The organism is Latilactobacillus parasakei (assembly GCF_049674265.1).
Lineage (GTDB): Bacteria > Bacillota > Bacilli > Lactobacillales > Lactobacillaceae > Latilactobacillus > Latilactobacillus sakei.
The window spans coordinates 1,590,831-1,616,740 of sequence record NZ_CP186861.1; the positions used below are offsets into that span (position 1 = coordinate 1,590,831).

Here is a 25,910-nt window from a genome sequence, read left to right on the forward strand (position 1 = left end):
GATGAATTTAATTGAAGCAGCACAAGCCATCAAATCCGGTCAGGTCTCATTAGGGATCGAATTAGGCTCCACACGGATTAAAGCCGTTTTAGTAGCGCAAGATTTTCAAACCATTGCGTCAGGGAGTTATGTTTGGGAAAACCAATTAGAAGATGGTGTCTGGACGTATCCAATTGATGCGGTTTGGACCGGGATTCAAGCGAGCTATATGCAAATGGCTGCGGAGGTCCAAAGTAAGTATCACGAACCGATTACCACGATTAAAAGTATCGGTGTCAGCGCGATGATGCATGGTTATCTCGCCTTTTCTAAGGACGATCAATTGTTGGTGCCTTTTAGAACGTGGCGCAACAACATCACGGAACAAGCGGCTGATGAATTAACCGAACAATTTAATTTCAATATTCCACAACGATGGAGCATTGCCCATTTATACCAAGCCATCTTAAACGACGAAGCACACGTCAGCCAAGTGGCTTTCATGACCACCTTAGCCGGTTATGTTCACTGGCAATTATCAGGTGAAAAAGTACTTGGGATTGGCGATGCATCCGGTGTCTTCCCAATTGATCCCAAAACGGGAAGTTATGATGCGCGGTTAGTCACACAATTCGATCAAATCAAACGCGTTCAACAACCTTGGCAGTTAGCCGATATTTTACCAGCGGTCTTGCCAGCGGGACACGCTGCTGGCCAATTAACGTCAGCCGGCGCGCAATTGTTAGATCCAAGCGGTAATTTGACAGCGGGTAGCTTGATGGCACCACCTGAAGGGGATGCCGGAACCGGAATGGTCGGCACTAACAGCGTCCGCAAACGGACTGGGAACATCTCAGTCGGAACTTCAGCCTTTTCAATGGTGGTATTAGACCAACCGCTCAAACAAGTGCATCGCGACATCGATATGGTGATGACCCCTGATGGCTCACCAGTTGCGATGGTCCATACAAATAATTGTTCGTCAGATATCAATGCTTGGGCTAATTTATTCAATGAATTTGCCGCACGCTTGGGCGTCTCATTAGCGCCTGATCGGTTATACGAAACGTTGTTCTTAGAAGCAACCCATGCCGATCAAGACGCAGGTGGTTTGATTAATTACAGCTACTTATCCGGTGAAAATGTCACTAAAATGCCGGCTGGTCGCCCATTATTTGTCAGACAACCGCATAGCCACTTTAACTTACCCAACTTTATTCAAACCCAATTATATGCAGCCTTTGCACCGCTTAAAATTGGGATGGATATCTTGGTGAAGGAAGAACAAATCAAGACGGATGTCATGATTGCCCAGGGTGGATTGTTCAAAACCCCCGTCGTTGGGCAACAAGTCTTAGCGAATGCTTTAAACACACCGATTACGGTTATGAGTAATGCCGGTGAGGGTGGTCCTTGGGGCATGGCTGTCTTGGCAATGTTTGCCGCTGATAATAATGGTCAAACGCTCGATGATTTCTTGGATCACAACGTCTTTACGAATCCAGAAAGCATGACGCTCAGTCCAGAAGCCGCGAGTGTGGCTGGTTATCAAACCTTTATTGAGGCCTACCAAGCAGGGTTACCAATTGAAAGTGCGGCAATTGCTGCGATTAAAGATGAGAAGTGAGGATTAAAGCATGTTAGAAAAACTAAAACAAGAAGTGTATGACGCCAATATGCGCCTACCTAAATTAGACCTAGTCACTTTTACTTGGGGCAATGTTTCCGGAATTGACCGCGAAAAAGGCTTGTTTGTCATCAAACCTTCTGGTGTTGATTACGAAGACTTAAAACCAAGCGACATGATTGTCGTGAACTTAAAAGGCGAAGTCGTTGAAGGCAATCTGAATCCTTCTAGTGATACGCCAACGCATACCGTTTTATACAATGAATTCCCAGAAATCGGCGGCATTGTGCATACGCATTCACCTTGGGCCGTTTCATTTGCTGAAGCCGGTATTCCGGTGCCCGCACTTGGCACGACACACGCGGATACTTTTTACGGGGATGTCCCAGTTTCTGAAGCTTTAACACAAGCCGAAATCGAAAATGATTACGAAGAAAATACGGGCAAGGTCATCGTGAAAACCTTCAAGGAACAAGGCGTTGATCCTGAAGCCGTCCCAGCAGTGCTTGTGCGTCAACACGGACCTTTCACTTGGGGTGTCACACCAGACAAAGCCGTTTATAACGCTAAAGTCTTAGAAGTGGTGGCCGAAATGGATTATCACGCCCTTCAATTGACACGCAATAACAGTGCTGTACCACAATTTCTGTTGGACAAACATTATTACCGCAAGCATGGCAAAAATGCCTACTACGGTCAAAATAATGCCCAATCACAAGGACATGCTAAACACGAAAACTAAACTAAAAAAGGAGTCTTTATCATGTTAAACACAGAAAATTATGAATTTTGGTTTGTCACAGGGAGTCAATCATTATACGGCGAAGAAACCCTCCGCTCAGTTGAAAAAGATGCTAAGGAAATCGTTGAAAAATTAAACGCGAGTCACCAGTTACCTTACCCAATCGTTTTCAAATTAGTCGCAACAACTGCTGATAATATTACGAAAGTGATGAAAGAAGCTAACTACAACGATCACGTTGCTGGTGTGATCACTTGGATGCATACTTTCTCACCTGCTAAAAACTGGATCCGTGGGACAAAATTATTACAAAAACCATTACTTCATTTAGCAACCCAATTCTTAAACAAGATTCCATACGACACAATCGATTTCGATTACATGAACTTAAACCAATCAGCTCATGGCGATCGCGAATATGCCTTCATCAATGCGCGTTTACGTAAGAATAACAAGATTATCTCAGGTTACTGGGGTGATGAAGACGTTCAAAAAGCAATGGCTAAATGGATGGACGTTGCGGTGGCTTACAACGAATCATTCAAGATTAAAGTCGTGACATTTGCTGATAAAATGCGGAACGTGGCCGTCACAGACGGTGATAAAGTCGAAGCCCAAATCAAATTTGGTTGGACGGTTGATTATTGGGGTGTCGGTGATTTAGTCGCAGAAGTCAACGCTGTCTCAGAGGCTGATATCGACGCTAAGTATGCTGATTTACAAAAAGAATACGACTTTGTTGAAGGTCAAAATACACCTGAAAAATTCGAACACAATGTTAAATATCAAATTCGTGAATACTTCGGTTTGAAAAAATTTATGGACGATCGTGGCTACACGGCCTTCACAACCAACTTCGAAGATTTAGTTGGGTTGGAACAATTACCTGGTTTAGCAGCCCAATTATTGATGGCTGAAGGTTATGGTTTCGCTGGCGAAGGGGACTGGAAGACAGCTGCTTTAGATCGCTTGTTGAAGATTATGGCTCATAATGAAAAGACGGTCTTCATGGAAGATTACACACTTGATTTACGTCAAGGCCACGAAGCTATCTTGGGGTCACATATGCTTGAAGTTGATCCTTCAATCGCGTCAGATAAACCACGGGTTGAAGTGCACCCATTAGATATCGGCGATAAAGACGATCCTGCACGTTTAGTCTTCACAGGGATGCAAGGCGATGCGGTAGACGTCACAATGGCTGATTATGGCGACGAATTCAAATTGATGTCATACGATGTTCGCGGCAACAAACCAGAAGCTGACACACCACACTTGCCAGTTGCTAAACAACTCTGGACACCAAAACAAGGCTTACGCGACGGTGCCGTTGGTTGGTTAACCGTTGGTGGTGGTCACCATACAGTCTTATCATTTGCTGTTGATTCAGAACAATTACAAGATTTAAGTCACTTGTTTGATTTGACCTACGTCAATATTAAATAAAGCTGTCAAATTAAAAGAGGCTACGGCAAAATTTGTCGTAGCCTCTTTTAATATTGAAATGGGTGTCAGCTTTCTTATAGTATAATGGAGAAACGAAAGTGGGGATAAACATGACAACTTTTTATTTTGTACGTCACGGCGAAACGACCATTAATAAAGCACAGTGTTTCAATGGCGGTGGGGTCGATTCTGCGTTGACACCAGCGGGGTTAACGGCCGCAGACCGCTTGGGTGATTATTTAGGTGACCAAGTTTTTGATGCCATCTTAACGTCACCGCTCCAACGCGCCCAAACGACCGCGGAACACTTACTGGCGCAATCGCGCGTTGTGCAACCAGCGTTAGCGATTGCCCCCCAACTACGGGAAATGGCGCTAGGTGATTGGGAAGCGCAGCCGGTAGCGGCGCAAGAAAAGCATCCGCAATTTGATAATTACTTCCACCATCCAGATTTATTTGAGGCCGATCAGATTCACGCGGAATCCTACCAAGCTGTTTTAAAACGGGCTATGACGGTTATTGACCAAGCTCAACAAACTTATCCAGAGGGCAATGTCTTAATTGTGGCGCACGGGATTGTTTTATTATTTGTAATGGGGACCCTTTTAGGCGTACCGTTTAGTGGCATTCGCGATCAAAAAATGGTGGCAAACGCAAGCCTATCGATCTTAGAAGGCCAAGGCCAACCGTATGAAAAGGTCCTTTGGAATAAAACGGTGTAGAGGAGGCATTTCTTAAATGATGATGCTAGTAATTGTCGTTTTAATTGTCCTATTAGGGGCCTTTACGCGAACCGTTTTTGGTTTTGGTGAAGCGTTAGTGACGATGCCGTTATTGGCATTAGTGGCGTTTGATTTAAAGTCGGCGACGGCCTTGATCGGGGCACTAGGCCTTATCGTGGCTATTCCAGCTGTTATTCAGCACCGCCGGCAGATTGATATCGCAATTGTGCGCCGACTCGTCATTGGCTCATTATTAGGTGTTCCGGTCGGGATAGCCCTAATGACCTATGTGCCGACAGTGATTGTATTACGGACTTTGGCCGGTTTTTTAATCATATATGGTAGTTATAATTTGTATCAACTACATCAACATCGCATTCAAAAACAACATTTAAAAGCACCATATTGGGACTACTTAGCGGGGGTTATTTCGGGTGTCATGGGCAGTGCTTATAACAGTCACGGCGTCCCCGTTGTGATTTATGGAACGTTGAAAAAATGGCCTGTCTCGGAATTACGTGGTATTTTACAGGTCCATTTTGTCTGCGTCGGGACGGTCGTCGTGATTAGTCATCTATTGGCAGGATTTTGGACGCTCCAAGTGGTTCAATTATTGGGGATCAGTTTACCACTGCTGCTAATTGTGATTCCGCTAGGAAACTGGGTTAGTGCCAGAATTGATAGCCAAACAATGGTTCGTTATATTTATGACTTATTGATTATTTTTGGCGGCTTATTATTGTATAAAACATTTTAAGAACATTGTCGAGGAGGCAAATGATGTTGATATTCGAGTTACCCATTCATCCAGAAAACCAAGCAGCGATGGCGCGATATATGCAAGATCAGTTCACTTTTAACGGTGTCAAAGCGACCGAAAGACATGCTTATGAACGCGACTTTTGGCCAGCCGTGAAACAGTTACCAGCGGCAGAACTGATGGTGATTATTAAGGCGCTTTATGCGCGTGAAGCGCGCGAATATCAATATGTCGCAATCGATATTGCGGCGCGGGCCGTTCGCAAATGGCAACGTGCAGATCTATTGCAGTTTGCCGAATTAGTAACTGAAAAAGCATGGTGGGACAGTGTAGACCCTTGGAAACGTGTTTTTAGCGAGTACATCAAGCGTCATCCAGCTGAATTTCAATGGGTCGGGCAACTATTTGCTCAAAAAGAGAATTTTTGGTTACGCCGCGTCGGGTTGATTCTGCAATTAGGGTTCAGGGCCGCAACGTGTATTGACTATTTGCAAGCCGCTATCGAAACCGATCAAACAACGCCGGAATTTTTCATCCAAAAAGCGATTGGGTGGGCCTTGCGTGATTACGCTAAGACTAATCCGGAATGGGTGATTGATTTTGTCGAAACACATACGTTATCGGCATTAGCGCAGCGCGAAGCGTTAAAACAACTCTAAAAAAGGCTAAATGTTTCACACGAAACATTTAGCTTTTCTTTTTATCATTTAAAACCACTTCAACGCTATAACGGGCCCAATTTGAAAGATGATCGATGAAAGTTGTCAGGCGCGTTTGTTCAAAGTGTGCGATGACCACATAACAAGCTTGACCGCTAACTTGGTAAAAAGAGTCTACTTCAGGATACTGGTTTACCGCTGCTTCGACGTCTGAAAAATGATTATTATTCATAAAGAGTCGGATGAATTGCCGTTGCTGTTGCGCGATTTCAATCGTGAAACGGGTAATGGTCTGTTGGTCGATTAGGTGATTAATCCGTTGACCAACTGCCTGCCCAGTGAGATGGACTTGGGCGCCAATTTCTTTGTTAGAAAGGCGGCTATCTTGTTTGAGTAGGCTTAAAATGGCGAGATCAAGTTGGTCCATGAGAGGGTTCCTTTCAAGATGAAGTTAAATGCGTAAATATGCTTTCGCGCGGCACTGTATGAGTGGCTTAATCACCGGTACAATAAGCCTATTAACAGAGGATGGTGACTGAGATGAAACAAGCATTGTTGGTAATTGATGTTCAGAATGATTATTTCCCGGGTGGTAAAATGGCCTTATGTCAACCCGAAGCAGCTTTGGTCGCAGTGAAGCGCTTGGAAGCGGATTTTCAAGCTAAACATTTGCCGATTATTTATATACAACATATTAAATGTCAAAAAGATGCCGATTTTTTTGAAGAAGGGACGATTGGCGCCCAGTTGCATCCTGATTTGTACGTTACAGATGAGTCTATCATAATTGAAAAGCATTTTCCGAATAGTTTTCAAGAAACACGATTGGCAACCGCGCTGCAAGAATTAGCAATCGATCAACTTGTGATTTGCGGCATGATGACGCAGATGTGTATCGACTCAACAACTCGTGCGAGTTTTGAACGAGGCTATCAACCAATTTTAATCCAGGATGCAACGGCCACCAAAGCATTAACGATGAATGGTGAGTCAGTATCAGCGTCTCACGTTCAAACAGCATTTCTCGCGGCGTTAACTAATTTTGCCAGTGTTCAGAATAGTATTGAATTCATTCACTAAAAAGAGGCCCAAGCAAAAATAATTTTGCTTGAGCCTCTTTTTTAGTTATTTTTCTAATTCAGTTTGTACTTTAGCTGGGATTTTATCTTTGGCGATATTATTGGGACCTGTTAAGACCCGTTTGTCATTGAATTCCAATTTAACATAGCTATTAGGTGTCAATGGTGTTGGCTTTTCGTTAGAAATTTCAACAGGGACAGTTGTCCGCGTACCATCTTCTTTAACTACGTTTAGTTTGTATTCGTAACTGTATTCATTTGGCACAACCTTACCTTGATCATCCTTTGTCGCTTGCTTGGAAGGCGTTTTAGCGGGCACCTGGGCGTAGCCAACGTCACCTTGGTAAGTATTTTTATAGTAGTGATAACCGGCAAAACCGACGATGATGAGCGCAACAATTGCGACCAGACTAATCATTTTCTTTTTCAATGAAAACACCTCATTATTTAATTGATAAAGGTATCATATACTGACCAACGTTAAAAAGCGATGTTTTTAATGCCGGATAACAAAAGTGTTAGGTCATGCTGAAAAGACTGTCACCTTAGTGCTTAAATTGCCGGTATTTTGCTTCCAGAACGGCTTTATCAAGGATGTGGCCCTTCATGGCGGTTGTTAACTGATTGAGGTAAAAGCCGTCCTCTAAATCAAGTGAACAATCGAGTGCAAAAACTGTCAAAGTATAGGTGTGATCGCGATTAGGCGGTGTCATACCACCGTAGCAAGCAGAGGCTTCTGCTGATTGGTTATCCGTCATCGGGCTGTGCCACGTATTGACGCCTTGCACAAAAGCGGGGGATTGTTGACTACTATTTGCCAAGACCGTTGTTGCTTTTAGATTGGCGAGGGTCCAATGAATCCAGGGGAACCCTTTGGTGACTTCATAGGCATCTAGATCATAGAAAATCGCCGCATAGGTAACAGTGTCTGCGGGTGCTTGCTCAATTGTAAAAGGAATTGAATAGGTGGGCATACCATTTTCGTTTAGTGCATCACTGTAGCCACCATAAATATCATCAAAATAACCATTATGAATCCCTGTACTTGTTAATTGCATAATGCTAACCTACCTTATTAAATTTTAGACCAGTCATCAATTGAGCGGCCATCTTGATCAATGAGTTCTAGCCAACTATTGGTGCCCCCAAAGTAGAGAAAAAGTCCAACTTCATTGACACTTTTGAAAATAATATCTTCTGTTGTGACATTATCTTGAACTTGATTGCTGTGTTCGTGGCGCAATTGGGTGCCCATTTTAGCGGCAAATCCGAGTGAGCCATCCTTGTTGAGCGGCGGTTCCGGCATTAATGTTGCGCCAGCCTTCAGGCACATTTCGTTTCGTTTTTGCCAAATGGCAGTGCCGGTTGCTTGTCGCGTTTTAATGTTAAATGGTACGGCGCTGATGGCTTTTGTCCAACGGTGCCGGGCCTTAGCAGCTGGTTTTACTTTTGGGGTCGCCGTTGGTTGCCAATTGAAACCAAATCTTTCTAGAATTAAGTTTAACGTTTCAAATAGTGGTCGTAAAGTTTGGCGGTAATTACTGGGGACTTTGGCCGGTAAATCGGTTGTTTTGATGGCTGATGATTGTTCAGCTAACAAACAGCCTAAATAGGCTAGACCTTCGGGCCAGTCCGTATCAGTGAGTGTTAAAAAGGGTCCGTTTGGAATGGTCGTGATCTCCCCAGTGAGATAGTCAATTTGCGTGATCTGTTGCTGGTTTGTATGCAGTAGTAGGCCGTCAAACGGTGGTAATGTGGCCGGTTGTTCCGAATAGATGGTTAGCATTTGTTGGTCAAAAAGAATCTCAGTTTGCGTGTTCTTTAAGTTAACTTGCAGTTTAATCATCATAAAACCTCCATCGTGAGTCATTAATTTTAATTAAACACTAAAAAAGACTGGTTGTCAGCTAATGAATACCGTAAACTAGTCTTGAATAAAAAAATAAGGAGTGATTAATTGATGAAAAAGGAACGATTTGAAGCATTTACTGATGCGGTAATTGCCATTATTTTAACAATTTTAGTATTGGAACTACATCTTCCAGAGGATGATCATTCATGGATGGCGATTTTAGATGTTCGGATGAAATTTTTTGCCTATGTATTGACTTTTATTTTTATTGCGACAATGTGGGTTAATCATCATTATTTGTTTGCGCAAGTGAAGCAAATTAATGGCCAGATTATCTGGGTGAATATCTTATTACTATTCTGGACATCATTATTGCCAGCAACAACGGCTTGGTTGGGGACGGATATTCATTCAGTAGCTGCCTCAACGTTATATAACGTGAATGTCTTACTATTCAATATCACGACCGCTTATCTAAGACGATTGGTCATCAAAACGAACCCAATTCACAATATGCATATGTTGTTAATTGGCGAACTTGTTTCATTTAGTTTGAACTTTATCACGTTGATCGTCAGCTTTTTTTACCCACCATTTCCGTTTATCGGTCTCTCATTAAATATTATGATTTGGGCAGTAGTGGGATTAAGAGGTAGAATTACAGTGTAATTAATAATAGAGAACAGTCCTTGTCGTTTAAGGACTGTTTTTATTTTGACCGCAACGGTGTTGTTTTTTGTTATGATAGTAGATAGGAATTTTAACGGGTGGGAGAAATGGCATGCAGGCACAAGCAGTACTAAAAGAAAAATTTGGCTATGATCATTTTAGAGAAGGCCAAGCAGATGTGATTGAATCCTTATTGGCAGGGACTAATGTCTTGGCGATTATGCCAACTGGTGGAGGGAAGTCATTATGTTACCAAATTCCAGCGCTGATGTTACCGGGGTTAACGCTAGTCGTTTCACCATTGATTTCGCTGATGAAAGATCAAGTCGATGCGCTCAACGAAAATGGGATTCCGGCAACGTTTATCAACAGTACCTTGACGCAAGGCGAGGTGCAAGAACGCTTCAATCAGGCCGCACGTGGTGAAGTCAAGTTGCTTTATGTGTCACCTGAACGGTTGGACTCTGATTACTTTTTAGCGGATTTAGCCGAATTAACAATCGATTTGATTGCCGTTGATGAAGCGCATTGTATCTCGCAATGGGGGCACGATTTTCGACCTAGTTATTTACGCTTAACGGATACGATTAAAAGTATGCGGCAACAACCAACAATTGTCGCACTAACGGCGACCGCTACGTCACAAGTAGCTGATGATATTATGTTGCGCTTAGGGATTCAACATGAAGTTAAGACAGGTTTTTCACGGGAAAACCTGGCCTTTCAAGTGGTTAAAAACCAAAACAGTGATCGCTACTTAATCGATTATTTAAAGGTTAATAAACAAAAATCCGGCATCATCTATGCTAGTACACGTAAAGAAGTTGAACGGCTCACGAAGCTGATTGAAAAAGCGAAACTGGAAGTCACGATGTATCATGGTGGCTTAAATGAAATGGTGCGTCGGCAAAACCAAGAGGATTTTCTCTACGATCGTAAACCGATTATGGTCGCCACGAATGCTTTTGGGATGGGGATTGATAAGAGCAACGTGCGGTTTGTCGTGCATGCCCAAATTCCCGGCAGCTTAGAAGCTTACTATCAAGAAGCAGGGCGGGCTGGCCGTGATGGTTTACCGAGTGAGGCGATTTTACTTTTTAAAGTCAATGATGTCCAAATCCAACATTTTTTCATCGATCAATCAGAGATGGACGATGAAAATAAGCAACGGGAATACGCTAAGTTACAAGAAATGACGCAATACGCCAACACGCAACAGTGCTTGCAACAATATATCGTCAATTATTTTGATGATGACTGTGAAAAATGTGGCCGTTGTAGTAACTGTCTTGATACGCGCGAATCACAAGACATTACAATTGATGTTCAAAAGGTTTTATCGTGTATCAAGCGAATGGACGAACGCTTCGGTAAAGTAATGGTCGCGCAAGTATTGACAGGCTCTAAGAATCAGAAGATTATGCAGTTTCGCTTTGACGAATTGCCAACATACGGTTTGATGCGGGGCGATTCACAAAAAGAAGTCAGTGGTTTGATTGATTATTTAGTCGCATCAGGCTATTTACGGGCTTCTGGTGGTCAATATCCCGTTTTACAAATCACGTTAGCGGGCGTCAAGGTACTTAAGGGCCAAGAAAAAGTGACGCGTAAAATGGCCGCTAAGGTTCAAAAAACATTGCCTGAGGACAATGAGTTATTCGAACGCTTACGCGAATTGCGCCGTGATTTAGCTGAAGAGCAGGGTGTACCGCCGTTTGTAATCTTCTCAGATAAAACGTTGTATTCAATGTGTGAAATTATGCCAACCTCACTGACTGAAATGCTAGATGTTAAAGGTGTCGGGGAGAATAAATTAGAAAAATACGGTGAATTATTCTTGGATATTTTAGTTGCTGAGTAATTCCCGGGAAATAAAAAGAGTCGTCAACGGTTAGTTGGCGGCTCTTTTTGACGGTGCTTAGTATGGGGCATCTGCGGGGTTACCATAGACGAAATGTTGATTGGATTTTGGGTTTGGTTTAGCGTCTGGTAAGAGACATGTATAACGTGTACCATCAGGGCCTTGGGCCAAGAAAATGCGCGTAAATGAATTTTCTGTTTCGATTAGTTTACAGTTATCATGCGTAATACCATAGACATCAGTTACTTGCGTAATATATCATCTCTTTTACTTAGTTTAAAAAGGGGTAAAATAAGCCTATATTTTACGACTAGATTACTAATAAGTATAGGCTTTTAATAACATAATATCAAATTATTTGCTTAATGACCTGAATTAACGAGTCATTATTGTTGGCATTTTAACTAATTAACGGTATAATTAACAGGGTTCACAACAAGTTAGAGAGAAGGAATTATTTATGCGACGTTATGCAGCAGAATTTATTGGTACTTTTATGTTAGTGTTCTTAGGCACTGGCGCAGTTGTAATTGCTAAAGCTGATACATTAACAATCGGCTTAGCATTCGGGTTAACGGTCACTGTGATGGCTTATGCTTTTGGTGGTGTTTCGGGTGGTCATTTTAACCCAGCCGTGTCAATTGCAATGATGATTAATAAACGCTTAGAAGCAAAAGATGGCGTTTTTTATATCGTAGCGCAATTCTTAGGCGCAATTGTGGCTTCAGGTTTATTATCAGTCCTTATCAATGCGCTTGATTTAAGCCGGACTGGTTTTGGTCAAACAGACTTCCCTAAAATCGGCGCAGGGGTTGCCTTTTTAGTTGAAGTGATTGTAACATTCAGTTTCATCTTGGTAATCTTAATGACAACCAGTGATCGTTTTGGCAATAGCCAAATGGCACCATTGGCAATCGGGATTACATTGAGTTTATTGATTATCGTTGCGCTCAACTTAACGGGTGGATCATTGAACCCTGCTAGAAGTTTTGGACCAGCTATTTTTGCTGGCGGTTCAGCACTAGCCCATTATTGGGTTTACTTAGCAGCCCCAATCGTGGGTGCTATCCTGGCAGCCTTTACAGGTCGTTTATTAGGTAGCGAAGAACGTTAAAAAAAGTAATTAAAAAAGGTGTGCCCATGTGGGCACACCTTTTTTATTGTTCGAGGGTTAATAACTGTTTTTTGAAAGACAAACCACCGCGATAACCGCCTAGTGAGCCATCTTTGCGGATGACACGGTGACACGGGACAATCATGAGGAGCGGATTACGACCAACAGCGGAGGCCACTGCTCGAATCGCAGTTGGCCGACCGATTTGTGTGGCGAGTTGATTGTAAGTCACGGTTTGACCATAGGGAATCGTCTGCAAGGCCGTCCAGACTTGTTGTTGAAAAGGCGTGCCCACTAAGAAGTCGAGTGGCAAATCCCAAGTGGTTCTGGCGTGTGTTAGATAGGCCGTTATCTGGGCAATCGCTGGTGCCAGTTTTGAGGGGTCCTGTAATAAGTCGTGATTGGGCATAAAAGTCGTTAGTTCGCTGAGTGGTTGGTTAGGTGAACCGACAAAGCAGATGCCGTGTTCGGTTGCAGCGACGACTAGGTTTTGATTGTCATGCGTTAAATAATCGTAATAGATTGTGGTCATCGAAGACACCTCCATTTAGTAGCCTCAGTATAACAATTTTCAATAAAATAAACTGCCGATAAGCTTACTATCGACAGTTTATTTTAAGCGAGTTTAGAGAGTGACTTCTTCAAAGGTTTTGTGCTGCAATAGATATTGCACGTCGCAACTCGCGGCGACTTCTTTTTCATGGGTCACGAGGATGACACACTTTTGTTGTTCGTGTGCGAGTTCTTGAAAAAGTTTAATTATTTCCCGGGTGTTAGTGTCGTCCAAATTCCCAGTTGGTTCATCGGCAACAACGACTGGTGCATCACAACACATTGCACGAACGATTGCGACCCGTTGTTGCTGCCCCCCGGATAGTTTCTGAACGTTTTTACGAGCCATATCAGGGTTGATACCAACCTTAGTCAGCATCTCTAGCGCAAACTCACTGGGGTTTTCGCGCTCGGAATGAGTGATGGCCATTGCGGTTAGGACGTTATCGAGTGCCGACATATAGGGGAGCAAATTGTAGGCTTGGAAAACAATTGAAACATAGCGGTTGCGGTATTGCGTCAAACCGATTTTTTGAAGTGAGGTCCCTTCATAGAGGATTTCACCCTTGCGTGGTTTGTCGAGACCAGCAAGCATTGTTAAGAGGGTCGTTTTACCGGCACCACTACTACCGATAATGCCGTAGAGTTGCCCGGCTTCAAAGTTGAGATTAACGTCTTTATAGAGTGTATTTTCTTCTGAATCGTACCAATAACTGACATCTTTGGCTGTTAACATAATGTGACCTCCTAATTATCCAATGAGAATTTTTCGTGGTTCGAGTCTTAGAATATTGGCTGAAGCGAGTAAGACTGCAAAAGCAATGATGGTGAAACCAAAGGCGCCTAATTGAAGTAAGGTTAGCGGATTAATTTTGAGGTTTAGATCGCTCGCTTTAATTGATTTGGCTTTATTTTGCGTTCCTTGCGTCATTTGACCACCGGGACGATTGCCACCAGGTTGGCCACTTGGTGCTTGACCGCCGCCAGGGCCATCATTACCGCCAGGTTGAGTTGTTGCACTGTCGGTTGTGGTACTTGTTGTAACGGAACTCATGACTTGCTTGCTGAGTGCTTGACCGGCAAATTGGCCACCGACACCCGCGAGCGCTAAACTGACAATCAGTAACATGAACATTTCAACGAGTAATTGCCCAATAATCTTAGTCCGTTTTTCACCTAATGAGAGTAAAACGCCCATTTCATAACGGCGTTCGCGCACCATCAAGATGATGATTAGCGCTAAAATGACAGTACCGGCGATGGCAACTAACCAGACAATCTTATTAGCGAAACTTTCCATTTTTTGCATAGATTGTTTCAAGGTTTGGTAAGTACTATCGTCTGCAGTGAGGCTGAATTTCTTAGTATTGATAATTTTTTTAGCAGCTTTCAGGAAGGCCGTTTTTTGAGCTGGGTTGCTTAAAGTAAAGACGGCACTGTCGACTTTATTGGTTTGACCCTTAATTTGGTTAGCTAATGTATAAGCGGTATAAAGCGTATTAGAAGGATCGCTTTGTTGAGGACCCATGCTTGAGCTGCTACTTTGACTCGCTTTATAAATTCCGACGACTTTGAGGGTGTAAGCTTTTTTACCAGTCGTTGTGGCTTTAATCTTAATTGTATCGCCAACACTGAGATCGTTTTGTTTAGCAAGTTCACTTTCAATCACAACATTGTTAGTATTAACATCGGCACTGGTTAAAGCACGGCCTTTGGTAATCTTGTTAGTGTTATCTTTGAAATCGCTGAGGGTCTTCATATTGAGGACACCAGTGATTTGTAAATCGCCGGATGAGGTTGATTGTGACATGCCCATCGGACCATTGTTGCTAGCTGAAGAGGTGCTAATCGCATCAATGGAAGAAGCGTTAGCCGAAGTTGCAACGCTAACGTTATAGTTTGCGACACCGGATAATTGCGCAATCTTTTTGACGTTGGCTAAGCTAACTGAAGGCATGCTGAGCGATGGTTTCTTCGTTTTAGAAGTGCTCGTTGGTGGTGTCGACGAGCGCATTTTCTTGAAGGCCTGATCACGATTGGCCGATAAGGTAACACTGGCACCGACTTGTTGTTTGGTGTTATTAACCGTTGTTACTGCGGCGTTTCTAATGAGTAACCCGGCCATAATGAAGACTAGAATAACAGTCATAACAATGACTAATAATAAGCTACGGCCTTTTTTGAATGAAATATTTTGCCAAGCACGTTTGAAAAAGTTCATAATGGTTCCTCCTTATAAAAACTGAATAATAATCAGTTTAGGCGGATATATTGAATAAATTGTGACGATAGTACGCATAAAATGAGCTCTTTTTACGAAAAATAATCTGTCAATCCAATGATAGTGCTTTAAAAAGATGTTGCTTTCACCAAAAAATTGTTAAAATAGAAGTAATTAGTTAAAAGTTAAGTTTGTAGGGGTAGGGGAATATTATATGAAACGAAAACAAATCTATACCGGATTATGGGCGAGTTTATTATTATTAGCACCAGCTGTCACGAGTGCGACGAGTGCGCATGCGACAGATATTCAAACCGGTCAGCAATCAGTTGCGACAAGTCAACTCAGTGCTAGTCAATCAACTAGCAGTCAAGTTGCCAGTGATCAATTGGGTGAATCAAGCCGTCAGAGTCAAGGGACGTCTTCACGTTCACAAGTGGCAGAAGTACCTGCTAAAACGGCCCAGACAACCAATACGCAATCTGTAAAATCAGCTGCTAAAGTTGTTTTAAACAAGGACTATCAAGGGGCTATGGCGCGTGGGGCGCAACAATTAACAACTAGCCAGGATACTGAAGTTTGGGCGGCTTTGGCCAGAATCAGTTCTGGGGCCCAATTAACAACCGCCCAAAAAGCAACGTTTCACCAAGTCTTTGCCGAAGAATTAACCGGAATGGCCGGGCATTATTCTGCAACCGACTTGGAACGCCTCACAATTGGGATTGCCGCAATTGGCGAAGACCCAACGCAATTCAACGGTGTTAATTTAATTGCTGAAATTATTAAAAAAGCGGCTACTGCCGGCATCACAGGGCAAGTCTACGGGATTATTGCCTTGAGCACTCAAGATTACGGGTCACAAGCCAATCAAACGATTAATCAGTTAATCGATTTAGTTTTAAAACAACAAAACACGGCTGGCGGTTGGGCCTTTTTCGGATCAGTCAGTGATTTGGATATTACGGGGATGACGATGTCAGCATTAGGTATGCATCGTGATCAGCCTAAGGTTCAAAGCGCTTTGGATCGCGCAGTTGCCTTATTAAAAACAACTGGTTTTGTGAAAGCAACGGGCGGTTTCTTGATTCCTGGCGGTTTTTCAACTGAAGAAAACTCAAATAGCACGGCAATGGCCATCTTAGGCTTGGCCGCAGCTGGCGTCAATCCAGCCACAACGTTTGTGGGTGATAATGGTGCGACACCAATCACGAACTTAATTGCTTACCAAAAAACCGACGGGCAATTCCGCTGGATGATGGGCAGCGATGATGGTGCACTGTCAATGTCAACCGAACAAGCGGTCTATGCTTTAGGCCAATATGATTATTTGTTGAAGGGCAAAGGCTCAATCTATAACTTTAAAAAAGTAGTGCCAGAACCGGACCCAGAGCCCAAACCAGAACCCAAACCAGAACCAACGCCAGATCCTAAGCCAAGTATTCCTAGTAAGAAACCAGCCGATGAACTTTCATCATCGTCATTTTCGGCAGTCGATTTAAATAAACAATTGCCAAAACAACCTGGTAACAAAGAAGATGGCATGCCATTGACTGGCACAACTGCGACGCAAGATGCTTTACCACAAACGGGTCATCAATCTGTTTGGGGTAGTGTTTTAGCTGGGTTATTCATGTTACTTGGTGTTGCAGGTTACCAAACACGTCGTTTAAAACAACGCTAGGAGGCAAGTAGATGGTAAAAAAACGCCTACTGCTAAGCGTTGCAAGTCTCGTGTTACTAGGCGGAATCGGCTACGGGACCTATGCGAGTGTTCAACAGCAACCAACCACAGTTAAACATGCAAGTGAGCAATCGACGCAATCAAAAAAAGTCGCGCACAAGGCGGTCACCAAGCACGCCGAATCGACTTCAAAAAAGACAACCACTAAGGCTAAAGAGACGAAGCATTCTGTCGCTTCCAAGCAGGCACAATCTAAAGAAGCCAAGCAGGTTAGTCAGTCTGAACAAGCCAGTGTTGCTAAAAAAGAACAACAGGCAAGTGCGTCAGCCAAACAAACGCCAACCTCACAGTCAGCAACGACTGCCGCACCAACAACACGTCAATCAGCAAGCAGTGCGGTAGTTTCAACAGCGCAACAACCAACACAGCAGGCTGAAGCTCACGAAGCACCAGCCAAACAACCTGAACCGGTTGCTAAGAAGGTAACGGTAAGCGTTTATGGGCCGATTAGTGAAGGCAACCCAGCTCTGATTAATCACGCTTCTGTAACGATTGATGATGGGGAGACGGTGCTGGCCGCTTTAAAACGGCTAACGGGCCAACAAGGCATGCCGCTATCTTACCGGGGGATTGGTGCTAGCGCCTATGTCAAAGGGATTAATGGCTTGTTTGAATTCGATAAGGGGCCCCAGAGTGGTTGGCTCTATCGGGTCAACGGTGTTTTTTCAAATCAATCGTGTGGTGTCTATCATGTAAAGAGTGGAGATGTTATTGATTGGCTGTATACGGAAGATCTCGGACACGATCGCCACGCGCCTCAGGGCTAAAATCGCAACTGATTATTGATCAAGTACACCCACTGGTTCTATTGGTGTACTTCATATTAATGATTAGCTTTTCAATGTGTTTCAACCATCCCTACTTTTTAGGTGGCCAACTGATTGTTATTATTGCGGTTAATTGGGTCGCCAAAAATCAACAGAAAACAGTTAGCACGCTGCAAGGTGCCTTATTGATGATGGTCCTAATTGTCATCATGAATCCAATTATCAATAATCATGGGACGCACGTTATGATGACGGTTGGCGGTACCTTGATAACGGCGGAAGCGGTGGTCTATGGTTTTTTAATGGCGACCGCTTTGGCCGTTTTATTATTGATTTTTGTGGCCTATAATCAGCATATGACCAACCATAAATTTTTGGCGTTATTCGGCGGAATCGCCCCGCAATTGACATTACTGACGATGATGACGATGCGCTTTTTTCCATTATTCATTCGGCGCTTACGCGATATTACCGCAGTCCAACGCACGCGAGGGATTCAAATGGCAACGGGGCGGCTAAAAAATCGCGCCCAATCAGGGATGCATCTGTTGGCAATTTTATTAACCAATACATTGACCGAAGCACTGCAGACCGCTGATTCAATGACGGCCCGCGGCTTTGGCGTTCAAAAAAGAAGTACGTATCGCCGGTATCAAATGACGCCTCGCGATTATGGCCTATTAATGGCGCTCATTAGCGGTGGCTTGGTTGCCTTTTGGTGCGCCAGTCAGGGTAACGGTCAGTTAATCGTTTATCCGACACTAGGTACATTGCGGTTAACCAGGCGCGATTGGGTATGTTTAAGCGTGATTTTGCTGATTGATGGGTTACCATTATTATTGGAAGGATGGGAGTACTTATGGTGGCAATTGCACAGATAGAACAGCTTCAATTTCAATATGCGTTAGCAAATCAACCGAGCTTGGCCGGGATTAATGTGACGGTTAATGCTGGTGATTGGGTGGTTGTGGCCGGCCCTTCAGGTAGCGGTAAAACAACCTTATTGCGTCAATTTAAACGTGAATTATGGCCGGTGGGACAGCATTTAGGGCAGGTATCGTTTAACGGCCAACTATTGGCGGATCTCGACCCAGCTATTAGTGCGCAGAAAATTGGCTTTGTTTTCCAAAATCCCGAGAACCAACTCGTAATGGATACCGTGATTCAGGAGCTGGCCTTTTCGCTGGAAAATAGCGGCGAAGCTAGCGCCAATATTCAAAAAAGAATTGCAGAACTCGTTAGTTTTCTTGGTATTCAGGATATTCTATACGCATCGGTTCATGAATTATCTGGCGGCCAAAAGCAACTGGTTAATTTGGCAGCAATTTTGATTCTCCAACCGAGCCTATTGGTGTTAGATGAACCGACTGCCCAATTAGATCCGATTGCGACCAAAGAGTTTATGAGTTTATTACAACGCGTGCATGATGAATTGGGCATAACGATTATCATGAGTGAGCATCAGTTGGATGATGTGTTGCCACTAGCTAATCAACTCTGGTTAATGACAAACGGCTGTCTTAGTTATCAAGGACCAGTTGATCAAGGTCTACAGGCAATTTGGCAGCAACCAACTTTACGGGATTTCATGCCGGAGATTCCGCGGCTTTTTTGGCAACAACAACTAACCACTGAGACTGAATCCGTGCCACTAACAGTTGTGGCCGGGCAACGTCAATTGCCAGTCGGCAGTATTCATGATCAATTACGTCCGATAGTAGCCGCGACGCAAGAAACGTTATTAACCGCTGACCATTTAGATTTTCAATATACCAAAAATGAGCCGTATGTTTTAAATCAACTCAAATTAACGGTCCATACGGGTGATTGGTTAGCGATTGTCGGTAAAAATGGGATTGGTAAGTCGACACTTTTAAAAGTATTGATTGGTTTGTTGGAACCCCGTCGCGGGACGGTCCGCTTGTTGGAACGACCATTACAAAAGTGGCCGACAGAGCAGTTATTTAAAGTGATCGGTTATTTGTCTCAACAACCGGCCGATCAGTTTAGCGCGGAGAGTGTTCGGGTTGAATTTGAGCGGCGTGCCGTTCAATTAGGACGTGAACACCCAGAAGAAGCGGCCACAGCGATGCTGGCTAAGTTAGGCCTAACTGATTTAGCAGACAGTGATCCGCAAGATACCAGTGGTGGCGAGCAACAATTGATTGCGCTAGGGATTATTTTATTAGCTAATCCGAAGTTGCTGATTTTAGATGAACCAACAAAAGGTTTAGATCCACTGCGCAAACAAGCACTTGGACGCCTATTACAGCAGTTACAAGCAGAAGGACTAACGATTATCATGGCTAGTCATGATATGGTCTTTAGCGCTCGCTTTGCGAACCAATGCGCCTTGTTATTTGATGGCGCGATCGTTGCGCAAGAAGCACCGCACCAATTTTTCCAATCGAACTTCTTTTACACCACCCCGATTAATCGACTCTTACGATCACAAGACTCTGCGGCGTTGACTTGGGAAGAGGTTGGCCGATGAAGCGCATTGACTGGCAAAGTAGCCTTATTTTTGGGATTGCCTTTCTAATAATCGCGGTTTTATTAGGCTTGATCATTCAATTACAGGGACAATATTTTTTAGCATTGAGTTTTATTTGTTTAGTGGTCAGTATGCTGCCATTTTATTGGCGCTTTGAAAAACGTCAAATTCGGGCCCGGGAGATTGTAATGATCGCCGTTTTAGCGACAATTGCGGCGGTCAGTCGGGTGCCTTTTGCGCCGCTGCCGAGTGTTCAACCAACAAGTTTTGTGGTGATTGTCGCGGCTTTGGTTTTGGGTCCGGAAGCTGGCTTCATGATTGGTTCAACGGCGGCCTTGGTTTCGAATTTCTTCTTAGGTCAAGGCCCGTGGACACCATGGCAGATGTTTTGTTGGGGGATGATGGGCGTGACGGCCGGGCTGATTAGCCGCTTTGATTGGGCCCGCAATAAATATTGGCTTTGTCTATTCGGCTTTATTTGGGGGTTTATTTTCGGGTGGGTAATGAACTTATGGTATTTTATCGCCTATGTTAATCCCTTATCGTTCAAAACATTTATCGCAGCCTATATTGCGAGTTTTTATTTCGATTTGGCGCATGCGCTATCGAATGTGTTCTTTATTTATTGTTTTTATCAATCGTGGTACCGGATTATTAGACGTTTTAAAATTAAATATGGCTTATTAGACTAAAAAGGAGCTAGATACAAAAATAATTTTTGTCTCTAGCTCCTTTTTTTAGTAGGTTAGCACATACTTACCAATTGCGTGACCTTTTGTGAGTTCGCTTGTGATTGTGTCGAGGTTTTCAACCGATAAACCTTGGTAGACTTGTGTCGTAATCGGATGAATTTGATTTGTGTCGGCAAGGCTCGCTATTTTTTTGAGGATCGCGCCTTGGCTGGCAATCTCGTAATCAAAATCCGTTTTAGTAAACATGTATTCCCAATCAAAAGAGACTGATTTTGCTTTCAGTGGGGTTAAATCAAGTGGGGCTTGCATATTAACCAGAGAGCCGACATGACCGAGTGGTTTGATTAAGCGTGTTGCAGCAGACAAATAGGGTGCGACATCGTAAAGAACGGCAATCGCGTCGAAGTGGTCGGCTGGCAGTTGATCGAGGTTAAGTTGATCACTTGTTTGGTGGTAATCAATAGGATAATCGACGCCATTGGCTTTTAGCCAGTTAAAATTTTGAGGACTGCTAGTGGCATAAACGGTGAACCCAGCCCATTTGGCGAGTTGACTCATAATTGAACCGACCCCACCAGCACCGTTAATAATCAAAAGGTTTTTACCGAGGTGGGCTTGTTCTGCGGCCTCGAAATGAAATTTTTCAAAAAGTAGTTCGTAGGCAGTTAGTGAGACTAGCGGTAGGCCAGCCGCTTCACTCGCTGATAATTGGCCGGGGGCAAGTGCGCAGAGGGCTTCGGTCATACATTGGTAGGCTTGAAAACTGCCATCTAGTTGAGTAGAACCGGCGTAATAGACGATATCGCCAACTTCAAATTGTGTGACGGCTTTGCCAATTGCTAAGACTTCGCCGTAACCATCGTAGCCTAAAATATGCGTCGTAACGGTGCGCCGTTTGAGATCAATAGGATTGACTGCGGCGGCTTGGACTTTGATGAGTAGTTCGTGGTCGCCAGGTGTTGGGATCTGAGTAGTAACAGTTTGCCAATTTTGGTGAGAATCTAGGGTGATTTGGGTATTTGCAATCAATGAGGACACATCCTTTCTTCTCTATTTTAGCCGTTTCGGTTATTGAGGGTAACAAAAAAGGATTGGCAATCGCCAATCCTTTCAGTATGCTAGTCCACTAAGTCGGCGTAAAAGCCCATGTAAGCCGCTTGTTTATAAGGATTTAACCAAATATAGCCAATCCCAAAAGTAAAGCCGGCTAGGATATCCCAACCTAGGAAACTTAATTTTAAGATGAAGAATCTAAATTTGTGTCCGTCCATCAATTCACGACTTTTTGTAATGCAATCGAGGTAATTGATATCGGCTTCTGGGTGAGCGTCCGTTAAATCTTTGAAGATGAAAGGCGCTTGAGAATAAGAAAATGACTTAATCAGCCCAGGGATGATGAAAAGCAATGTCCATAAGACGGTGAAAAAGCCGGCTAATAGTTCGGTAATGACAGCTCCGAGAAAATAACGTTTTGAAAAGACGCTAAAAGCACCACTAAATGCGTTAAAGTCAGCATCCTTTGAGCGAATCCAATCGAGCGTCGTAAATGAAATCCCCAAAGTAATTAAACCAACGATGAAGCCACCAATATTACCAGTCAACGAGTTACCAGAAGACATATTGCTAGGAAATGAGCCAGAGCCTGATGAGACAAAGTCCGATGTCATAAAGAGTGCAGTGAGTGCCATAAAGAGGCCACCAATTAAGATAAAAGCGAGGATTGAAAAGAGTGTTGGGACGATATTAAGCTTGATTGCTTGTCCCCAATGGCCCGCATAGAGTGCCTTAGCCTCGCGCTTTAATTCAGCGCTTGATTTGTATGTTTTATCCATTTGTAAATCCCCCCTAAAGTAAAGTTTAAATTATTATACTATTAGTTAAAGGGGGGAAGCAATATAAATCGGTTAATATGGTTGATTATTTTGAGAGAGTCGTGACAAATCCCTTTGATGGCGGTAAAATTATAAGGGTACTAATTAATAGTGTGAAACATAAAATGGTTATTAATATTTGGGAGGGATTCTATTGAATAAGGGACGTTTGGAAGCTTTCAGCGATGCGGTCATTGCAATTATTGTAACGATTATGATTCTTGAATTTAAAACACCAGAAACGGCTGAGGTGAAGGCCTTACTGGAAAATGCACCATACTTCTTTGCCTATATCGTAACCTATCTCTTCGTAGGGGTTGCTTGGTACAATCACCACTACATGTTTAGTTTAACGAAACGGGTGACAAAACGAATTTATTGGTTGAATAATATATGGTTATTATCAATGTCATTTTTACCCGTTGCTACTGCTTGGGCGGGGCGGTTTATTAATTCACGGGGCCCAGAATATTTCTACTATGTGGTTCATTTTGCTTGGTTGATGATGTATTACTTATTGAGTCGCGCACTAGCGGATGCCAACCGCGAAGTTGCACCGGAGGTTTATCAAAAGATTACAGGGATGCCAATTTACGGTGTTATTATGAAACCTTATTTCTGGGTGATTCAGGTAGCCTTAGTTGCTGCGATTTATTTCTTCCCGCCAATCGAATTGATTTTTGTGATCTTAGAAGTATTTGTGATCGGCAATCGAACGGGTTCTGATAGTGATAAACTCTTTCACGATTAAAAAAAGCATCGCCAACTTGGCGATGCTTTTTTGTATTATTTAGAATTTAATGACGATTTTACCAGTTGAATGGTGTGTTGCACTTAGTTGATGTGATTTGATTAAGCCTTCCGCTGAGAATGGGAGGACAGTATCAATAATTGATTTTACTTTACCGTCAGCCATTAGGTCAGCAATTTCACGAAGTTGTTCACCATTTGGAATTAACCAGATAGCTTTGAAAGTCATCTTTGTGTCTTTGATAATGTCAGCTGTTTCGGGTGCTTCACCAACGATTGAAATTTGGCGACCTGTTTCAGGATTGAGCACGGACCAAGCATCAACTTGGCTTTGCCCACCGATTGTATCGATGACCAGGTCAACGTTGTGTGCTTTATCAGCAACTTTTTCGTTACGGTAATCGATAATTTCGTCGGCACCTAAGTCGCGAACGAGATCAAAATTCTTGGCACTAGTTGTTGTGATGACGTGGGCGCCCATTGCCTTAGCAATTTGAATGGCATATGACCCAACACCACCAGAACCAGCTTGGACGAGCACTGTTTCACCGGCTTTTAAGTGACCGTGGTTGAAAAGGGCTTGCCAAGCTGTTTCGCCGGCCAATGGCACAGCAGCTGCTTCTTCAAAAGTGACGTTCTTAGGTTTGCGAGCGACCAATTCGTCATCAACCGCAACATATTCAGCATAAGTACCGCGGTTAGAAGTGGCTGGACGTGCAAAAACTTCGTCGCCGACTTGCCAATCCGTCACAGCTGAACCGACTTCAGTAACGACACCGGCTAAATCCCAACCAAGCACGATTGGAAAAGCCCAATCGAACATACTTGTGAGATAACCCGCACGTAATTTCCAGTCAAGAGGATTGATAGCAGTTGCTTTTGATTTAATTAGTACTTGGTGTTCGCCAATGGTTGGCATTGGTAAAGTAATCATTTCAAGTGTTTGTTCATCGCCGTATTGATTGATCGCAACAGCTTGCATTGTATCTGACATTTAAAACACCTCATCGTTTTCTTATTTAAAGTAAGTAATATCAGTTTAGCAATCGGCATGCGGGAAGTCAACAAAAAGCAATTAAAAAGCCGACCTTCGTCGGCTTTTTAAGGTTGTCGTTTATTCGCAACACTCAGCTAATGCTCAGCGTCAAATCGCTTTAAACGCACTCTAAATTTCTTCTTCCGCAATTTTTGCTAGTAGTGTTTTGGATGGGATGAAGAATAGTGCGCCGGTTGTTGGTTCGCTGAAATCTAGTAGGTGATCGTAGTTGCCGGCTGGTTTGCCGACGAACATGTTCGTCAGCATCCGTTTAACGATTGTCCATTGACGAGCGTAGCCGATAAAATAAGTCCCGGTCATCTTTTCACCAGGATTAGCGTAAGGCACGTTCATCCGAACAATTTTATGTTCGACGCCACCTTCGTTATCTTGCGAAACAACGTTGTGCGCGTTTGTTGGTTTTTCGGTATCGTCTAATTCAAGATCAGAGAATTTTTTACGACCGATTGTTTTTTCTTGTTCTTCAGTTGAAGTGTGGTTCCAAGTGTCCATCGAATGAATATATTTTTGGGCAAAGGCGTATGAACCATTGATGAATTCAGGGTCTTCATCGCCAATTAGGGCGTATTCGGCTGTTTCATCGATGGCAGGATTTTCCGTACCATCGATAAAGCCGATGATTGAGCGGCCTTCGAAATAACGGAAGCCGTGAGTTTCATCAATCGTCGTTGCATTTTGACCGATGAATTGCATGAATTGGGCCATTACTTCGTAACAAACTGCCATTTCTTTGGCCCGAATGTGGAAGAATAAGTCGCCGCCAGTAGCGACAGCATCGTGTTTAGGACTAGGGATCGTTTGGAAGGGTTCTAGTTCTTGAGGTTTAGGGGCGTTTGGGAAAAGATAGTCCCAAGCGTCTGAGCCAATCCCAAAAGCAACGCGCAAATGTGCATCCGGATAGCGGATGTTCATACTATTGATAATTGCGGGGATCCGTTCAGCCAAATCTGAAACGGCAGCTTTGTCTGATGAAAAATCTTGGCGATTTAAATTGAGTGTCGTGAAAATAATATTTTCACCCGCATCTTTAAAAACATCTTGTGCATCTTTAGCTATAATAGCCATTAAAAAAGCCTCCCTAAAAATCTAAAGTTAATGATCACTTATTAATAATCATTATTATCTAGCTTGATGCAAGCATACCAAAAAAGTCGATTACTTACCAGTCAAAACGGCTAAAAAATGCTTATCATTTGTAACGCTTACAATTAAGGCGGTATACTTAAATAAGCAGAATAAAATTAATCAGGAGGTC

Annotated in this window: 27 protein-coding genes; 16 read left to right on the forward strand and 11 right to left on the reverse strand. The window is 43.2% G+C overall.

Annotation, left to right across the window (positions count from 1 at the left end; all coding sequences use genetic code 11):
• Window position 1: 1 nt before the first annotated feature.
• The 6 genes from ACPBEH_RS07975 (at window position 2) to ACPBEH_RS08000 (ending at window position 5,935) form a co-directional block, all read left to right on the forward strand.
• Window positions 2-1,606 (forward strand): xylulokinase, encoded by a 1,605-nt coding sequence (locus ACPBEH_RS07975; RefSeq protein ID WP_424350064.1) that lies wholly within the window; start codon window positions 2-4, stop codon window positions 1,604-1,606.
• Between the two features lie 10 nt (window positions 1,607-1,616).
• Window positions 1,617-2,348, forward strand: a complete 732-nt coding sequence (locus ACPBEH_RS07980; protein ID WP_424348829.1) for an L-ribulose-5-phosphate 4-epimerase — start codon at window positions 1,617-1,619, stop codon at window positions 2,346-2,348.
• Window positions 2,349-2,369: 21 nt separating this feature from the next.
• Window positions 2,370-3,794 (forward strand): L-arabinose isomerase, encoded by a 1,425-nt coding sequence (gene araA, locus ACPBEH_RS07985; protein ID WP_424348830.1) that lies wholly within the window; start codon window positions 2,370-2,372, stop codon window positions 3,792-3,794.
• A 110-nt stretch (window positions 3,795-3,904) separates the two neighbouring features.
• Window positions 3,905-4,516 carry a histidine phosphatase family protein gene (locus ACPBEH_RS07990; RefSeq protein WP_424348831.1) on the forward strand — a complete coding sequence of 204 codons (612 nt, stop codon included), beginning with the start codon at window positions 3,905-3,907 and terminating at the stop codon, window positions 4,514-4,516.
• A gap of 19 nt (window positions 4,517-4,535) precedes the next feature.
• On the forward strand, window positions 4,536-5,273 hold the full coding sequence (locus ACPBEH_RS07995; RefSeq protein WP_424350065.1) for a sulfite exporter TauE/SafE family protein: 738 nt from the start codon (window positions 4,536-4,538) through the stop codon (window positions 5,271-5,273).
• Window positions 5,274-5,296: 23 nt separating this feature from the next.
• A complete protein-coding gene (locus ACPBEH_RS08000; RefSeq protein ID WP_424348832.1) occupies window positions 5,297-5,935 on the forward strand; it encodes a DNA alkylation repair protein in 639 nt (212 codons plus the stop codon).
• Between the two features lie 28 nt (window positions 5,936-5,963).
• On the opposite strand, the gene ACPBEH_RS08005 is transcribed toward ACPBEH_RS08000, so the two are convergent.
• On the reverse strand, window positions 5,964-6,362 hold the full coding sequence (locus ACPBEH_RS08005; RefSeq protein WP_424348833.1) for an Lrp/AsnC family transcriptional regulator: 399 nt from the start codon (window positions 6,360-6,362) through the stop codon (window positions 5,964-5,966).
• A gap of 113 nt (window positions 6,363-6,475) precedes the next feature.
• Here ACPBEH_RS08005 and ACPBEH_RS08010 point away from each other — a divergent pair, with 113 nt between their 5' ends.
• Window positions 6,476-7,015 (forward strand): cysteine hydrolase family protein, encoded by a 540-nt coding sequence (locus ACPBEH_RS08010; protein ID WP_424348834.1) that lies wholly within the window; start codon window positions 6,476-6,478, stop codon window positions 7,013-7,015.
• Between the two features lie 45 nt (window positions 7,016-7,060).
• Here the strand turns inward: ACPBEH_RS08010 and ACPBEH_RS08015 are convergent, their stop codons facing one another.
• The 3 genes from ACPBEH_RS08015 to ACPBEH_RS08025 form a co-directional block, all read right to left on the reverse strand.
• Window positions 7,061-7,444, reverse strand: a complete 384-nt coding sequence (locus ACPBEH_RS08015; protein WP_424348835.1) for a YxeA family protein — start codon at window positions 7,442-7,444, stop codon at window positions 7,061-7,063.
• Between the two features lie 115 nt (window positions 7,445-7,559).
• Complete coding sequence (locus tag ACPBEH_RS08020) at window positions 7,560-8,072, reverse strand: YbhB/YbcL family Raf kinase inhibitor-like protein (protein ID WP_424348836.1); 513 nt, start codon at window positions 8,070-8,072, stop codon at window positions 7,560-7,562.
• A gap of 17 nt (window positions 8,073-8,089) precedes the next feature.
• Window positions 8,090-8,863: a hypothetical protein gene (locus ACPBEH_RS08025; protein ID WP_424348837.1), complete on the reverse strand. Its 774-nt coding sequence runs from the start codon at window positions 8,861-8,863 to the stop codon at window positions 8,090-8,092.
• 111 nt (window positions 8,864-8,974) lie between these two features.
• Between ACPBEH_RS08025 and ACPBEH_RS08030 the strand changes: the two genes are divergently transcribed.
• The 3 genes from ACPBEH_RS08030 (at window position 8,975) to ACPBEH_RS08040 (ending at window position 12,510) form a co-directional block, all read left to right on the forward strand.
• Complete coding sequence (locus ACPBEH_RS08030) at window positions 8,975-9,535, forward strand: TMEM175 family protein (RefSeq protein WP_011375528.1); 561 nt, start codon at window positions 8,975-8,977, stop codon at window positions 9,533-9,535.
• Between the two features lie 112 nt (window positions 9,536-9,647).
• On the forward strand, window positions 9,648-11,396 hold the full coding sequence (recQ, locus tag ACPBEH_RS08035) for a DNA helicase RecQ (RefSeq protein WP_424348838.1): 1,749 nt from the start codon (window positions 9,648-9,650) through the stop codon (window positions 11,394-11,396).
• 460 nt (window positions 11,397-11,856) lie between these two features.
• Window positions 11,857-12,510 carry an MIP/aquaporin family protein gene (locus tag ACPBEH_RS08040; RefSeq protein WP_011375525.1) on the forward strand — a complete coding sequence of 218 codons (654 nt, stop codon included), beginning with the start codon at window positions 11,857-11,859 and terminating at the stop codon, window positions 12,508-12,510.
• A 43-nt stretch (window positions 12,511-12,553) separates the two neighbouring features.
• On the opposite strand, the gene ACPBEH_RS08045 is transcribed toward ACPBEH_RS08040, so the two are convergent.
• The 3 genes from ACPBEH_RS08045 to ACPBEH_RS08055 form a co-directional block, all read right to left on the reverse strand.
• A complete protein-coding gene (locus ACPBEH_RS08045) occupies window positions 12,554-13,042 on the reverse strand; it encodes a methylated-DNA--[protein]-cysteine S-methyltransferase (RefSeq protein WP_424348839.1) in 489 nt (162 codons plus the stop codon).
• Between the two features lie 93 nt (window positions 13,043-13,135).
• Window positions 13,136-13,798: an ABC transporter ATP-binding protein gene (locus ACPBEH_RS08050; RefSeq protein WP_011375523.1), complete on the reverse strand. Its 663-nt coding sequence runs from the start codon at window positions 13,796-13,798 to the stop codon at window positions 13,136-13,138.
• A gap of 15 nt (window positions 13,799-13,813) precedes the next feature.
• Complete coding sequence (locus ACPBEH_RS08055) at window positions 13,814-15,283, reverse strand: ABC transporter permease (RefSeq protein WP_424348840.1); 1,470 nt, start codon at window positions 15,281-15,283, stop codon at window positions 13,814-13,816.
• 214 nt (window positions 15,284-15,497) lie between these two features.
• On the opposite strand from ACPBEH_RS08055, the gene ACPBEH_RS08060 reads away from it, so the two are divergent.
• From ACPBEH_RS08060 to ACPBEH_RS08080, 5 genes are read left to right on the forward strand one after another with little or no spacing between them, the layout of a single operon-like run.
• Window positions 15,498-16,964, forward strand: coding sequence for an LPXTG cell wall anchor domain-containing protein (locus tag ACPBEH_RS08060; protein WP_424348841.1), 1,467 nt, complete (start codon window positions 15,498-15,500; stop codon window positions 16,962-16,964).
• An 11-nt stretch (window positions 16,965-16,975) separates the two neighbouring features.
• The gene (locus tag ACPBEH_RS08065; protein WP_424348842.1) at window positions 16,976-17,791 is read left to right on the forward strand and encodes a DUF4430 domain-containing protein; all 816 of its coding nucleotides are present in this window, start codon (window positions 16,976-16,978) and stop codon (window positions 17,789-17,791) included.
• Window positions 17,740-18,672, forward strand: a complete 933-nt coding sequence (locus ACPBEH_RS08070; RefSeq protein WP_424348843.1) for an energy-coupling factor transporter transmembrane component T — start codon at window positions 17,740-17,742, stop codon at window positions 18,670-18,672. The genes ACPBEH_RS08065 and ACPBEH_RS08070 overlap by 52 nt, the downstream gene beginning before the upstream one ends.
• Complete coding sequence (locus ACPBEH_RS08075) at window positions 18,651-20,285, forward strand: ABC transporter ATP-binding protein (RefSeq protein ID WP_424348844.1); 1,635 nt, start codon at window positions 18,651-18,653, stop codon at window positions 20,283-20,285. Before ACPBEH_RS08070 ends, ACPBEH_RS08075 begins: the two co-directional genes overlap by 22 nt.
• A complete protein-coding gene (locus ACPBEH_RS08080; protein WP_424348845.1) occupies window positions 20,282-20,977 on the forward strand; it encodes an ECF transporter S component in 696 nt (231 codons plus the stop codon). Before ACPBEH_RS08075 ends, ACPBEH_RS08080 begins: the two co-directional genes overlap by 4 nt.
• Window positions 20,978-21,022: 45 nt before the next feature.
• Here ACPBEH_RS08080 and ACPBEH_RS08085 read toward each other — a convergent pair whose 3' ends face one another.
• Both ACPBEH_RS08085 and ACPBEH_RS08090 read right to left on the reverse strand, forming a co-directional pair.
• Window positions 21,023-22,015 carry an alcohol dehydrogenase catalytic domain-containing protein gene (locus ACPBEH_RS08085; RefSeq protein WP_424348846.1) on the reverse strand — a complete coding sequence of 331 codons (993 nt, stop codon included), beginning with the start codon at window positions 22,013-22,015 and terminating at the stop codon, window positions 21,023-21,025.
• Window positions 22,016-22,095: 80 nt separating this feature from the next.
• Window positions 22,096-22,809 (reverse strand): DUF975 family protein, encoded by a 714-nt coding sequence (locus ACPBEH_RS08090; protein WP_424348847.1) that lies wholly within the window; start codon window positions 22,807-22,809, stop codon window positions 22,096-22,098.
• A 193-nt stretch (window positions 22,810-23,002) separates the two neighbouring features.
• On the opposite strand from ACPBEH_RS08090, the gene ACPBEH_RS08095 reads away from it, so the two are divergent.
• Window positions 23,003-23,599 carry a TMEM175 family protein gene (locus tag ACPBEH_RS08095; protein WP_424348848.1) on the forward strand — a complete coding sequence of 199 codons (597 nt, stop codon included), beginning with the start codon at window positions 23,003-23,005 and terminating at the stop codon, window positions 23,597-23,599.
• 39 nt (window positions 23,600-23,638) lie between these two features.
• Here the strand turns inward: ACPBEH_RS08095 and ACPBEH_RS08100 are convergent, their stop codons facing one another.
• Both ACPBEH_RS08100 and ACPBEH_RS08105 read right to left on the reverse strand, forming a co-directional pair.
• On the reverse strand, window positions 23,639-24,580 hold the full coding sequence (locus ACPBEH_RS08100) for an NADP-dependent oxidoreductase (protein WP_424350066.1): 942 nt from the start codon (window positions 24,578-24,580) through the stop codon (window positions 23,639-23,641).
• 183 nt (window positions 24,581-24,763) lie between these two features.
• Window positions 24,764-25,720 carry a Dyp-type peroxidase gene (locus tag ACPBEH_RS08105; RefSeq protein ID WP_424348849.1) on the reverse strand — a complete coding sequence of 319 codons (957 nt, stop codon included), beginning with the start codon at window positions 25,718-25,720 and terminating at the stop codon, window positions 24,764-24,766.
• Window positions 25,721-25,910 lie beyond the last annotated feature (190 nt).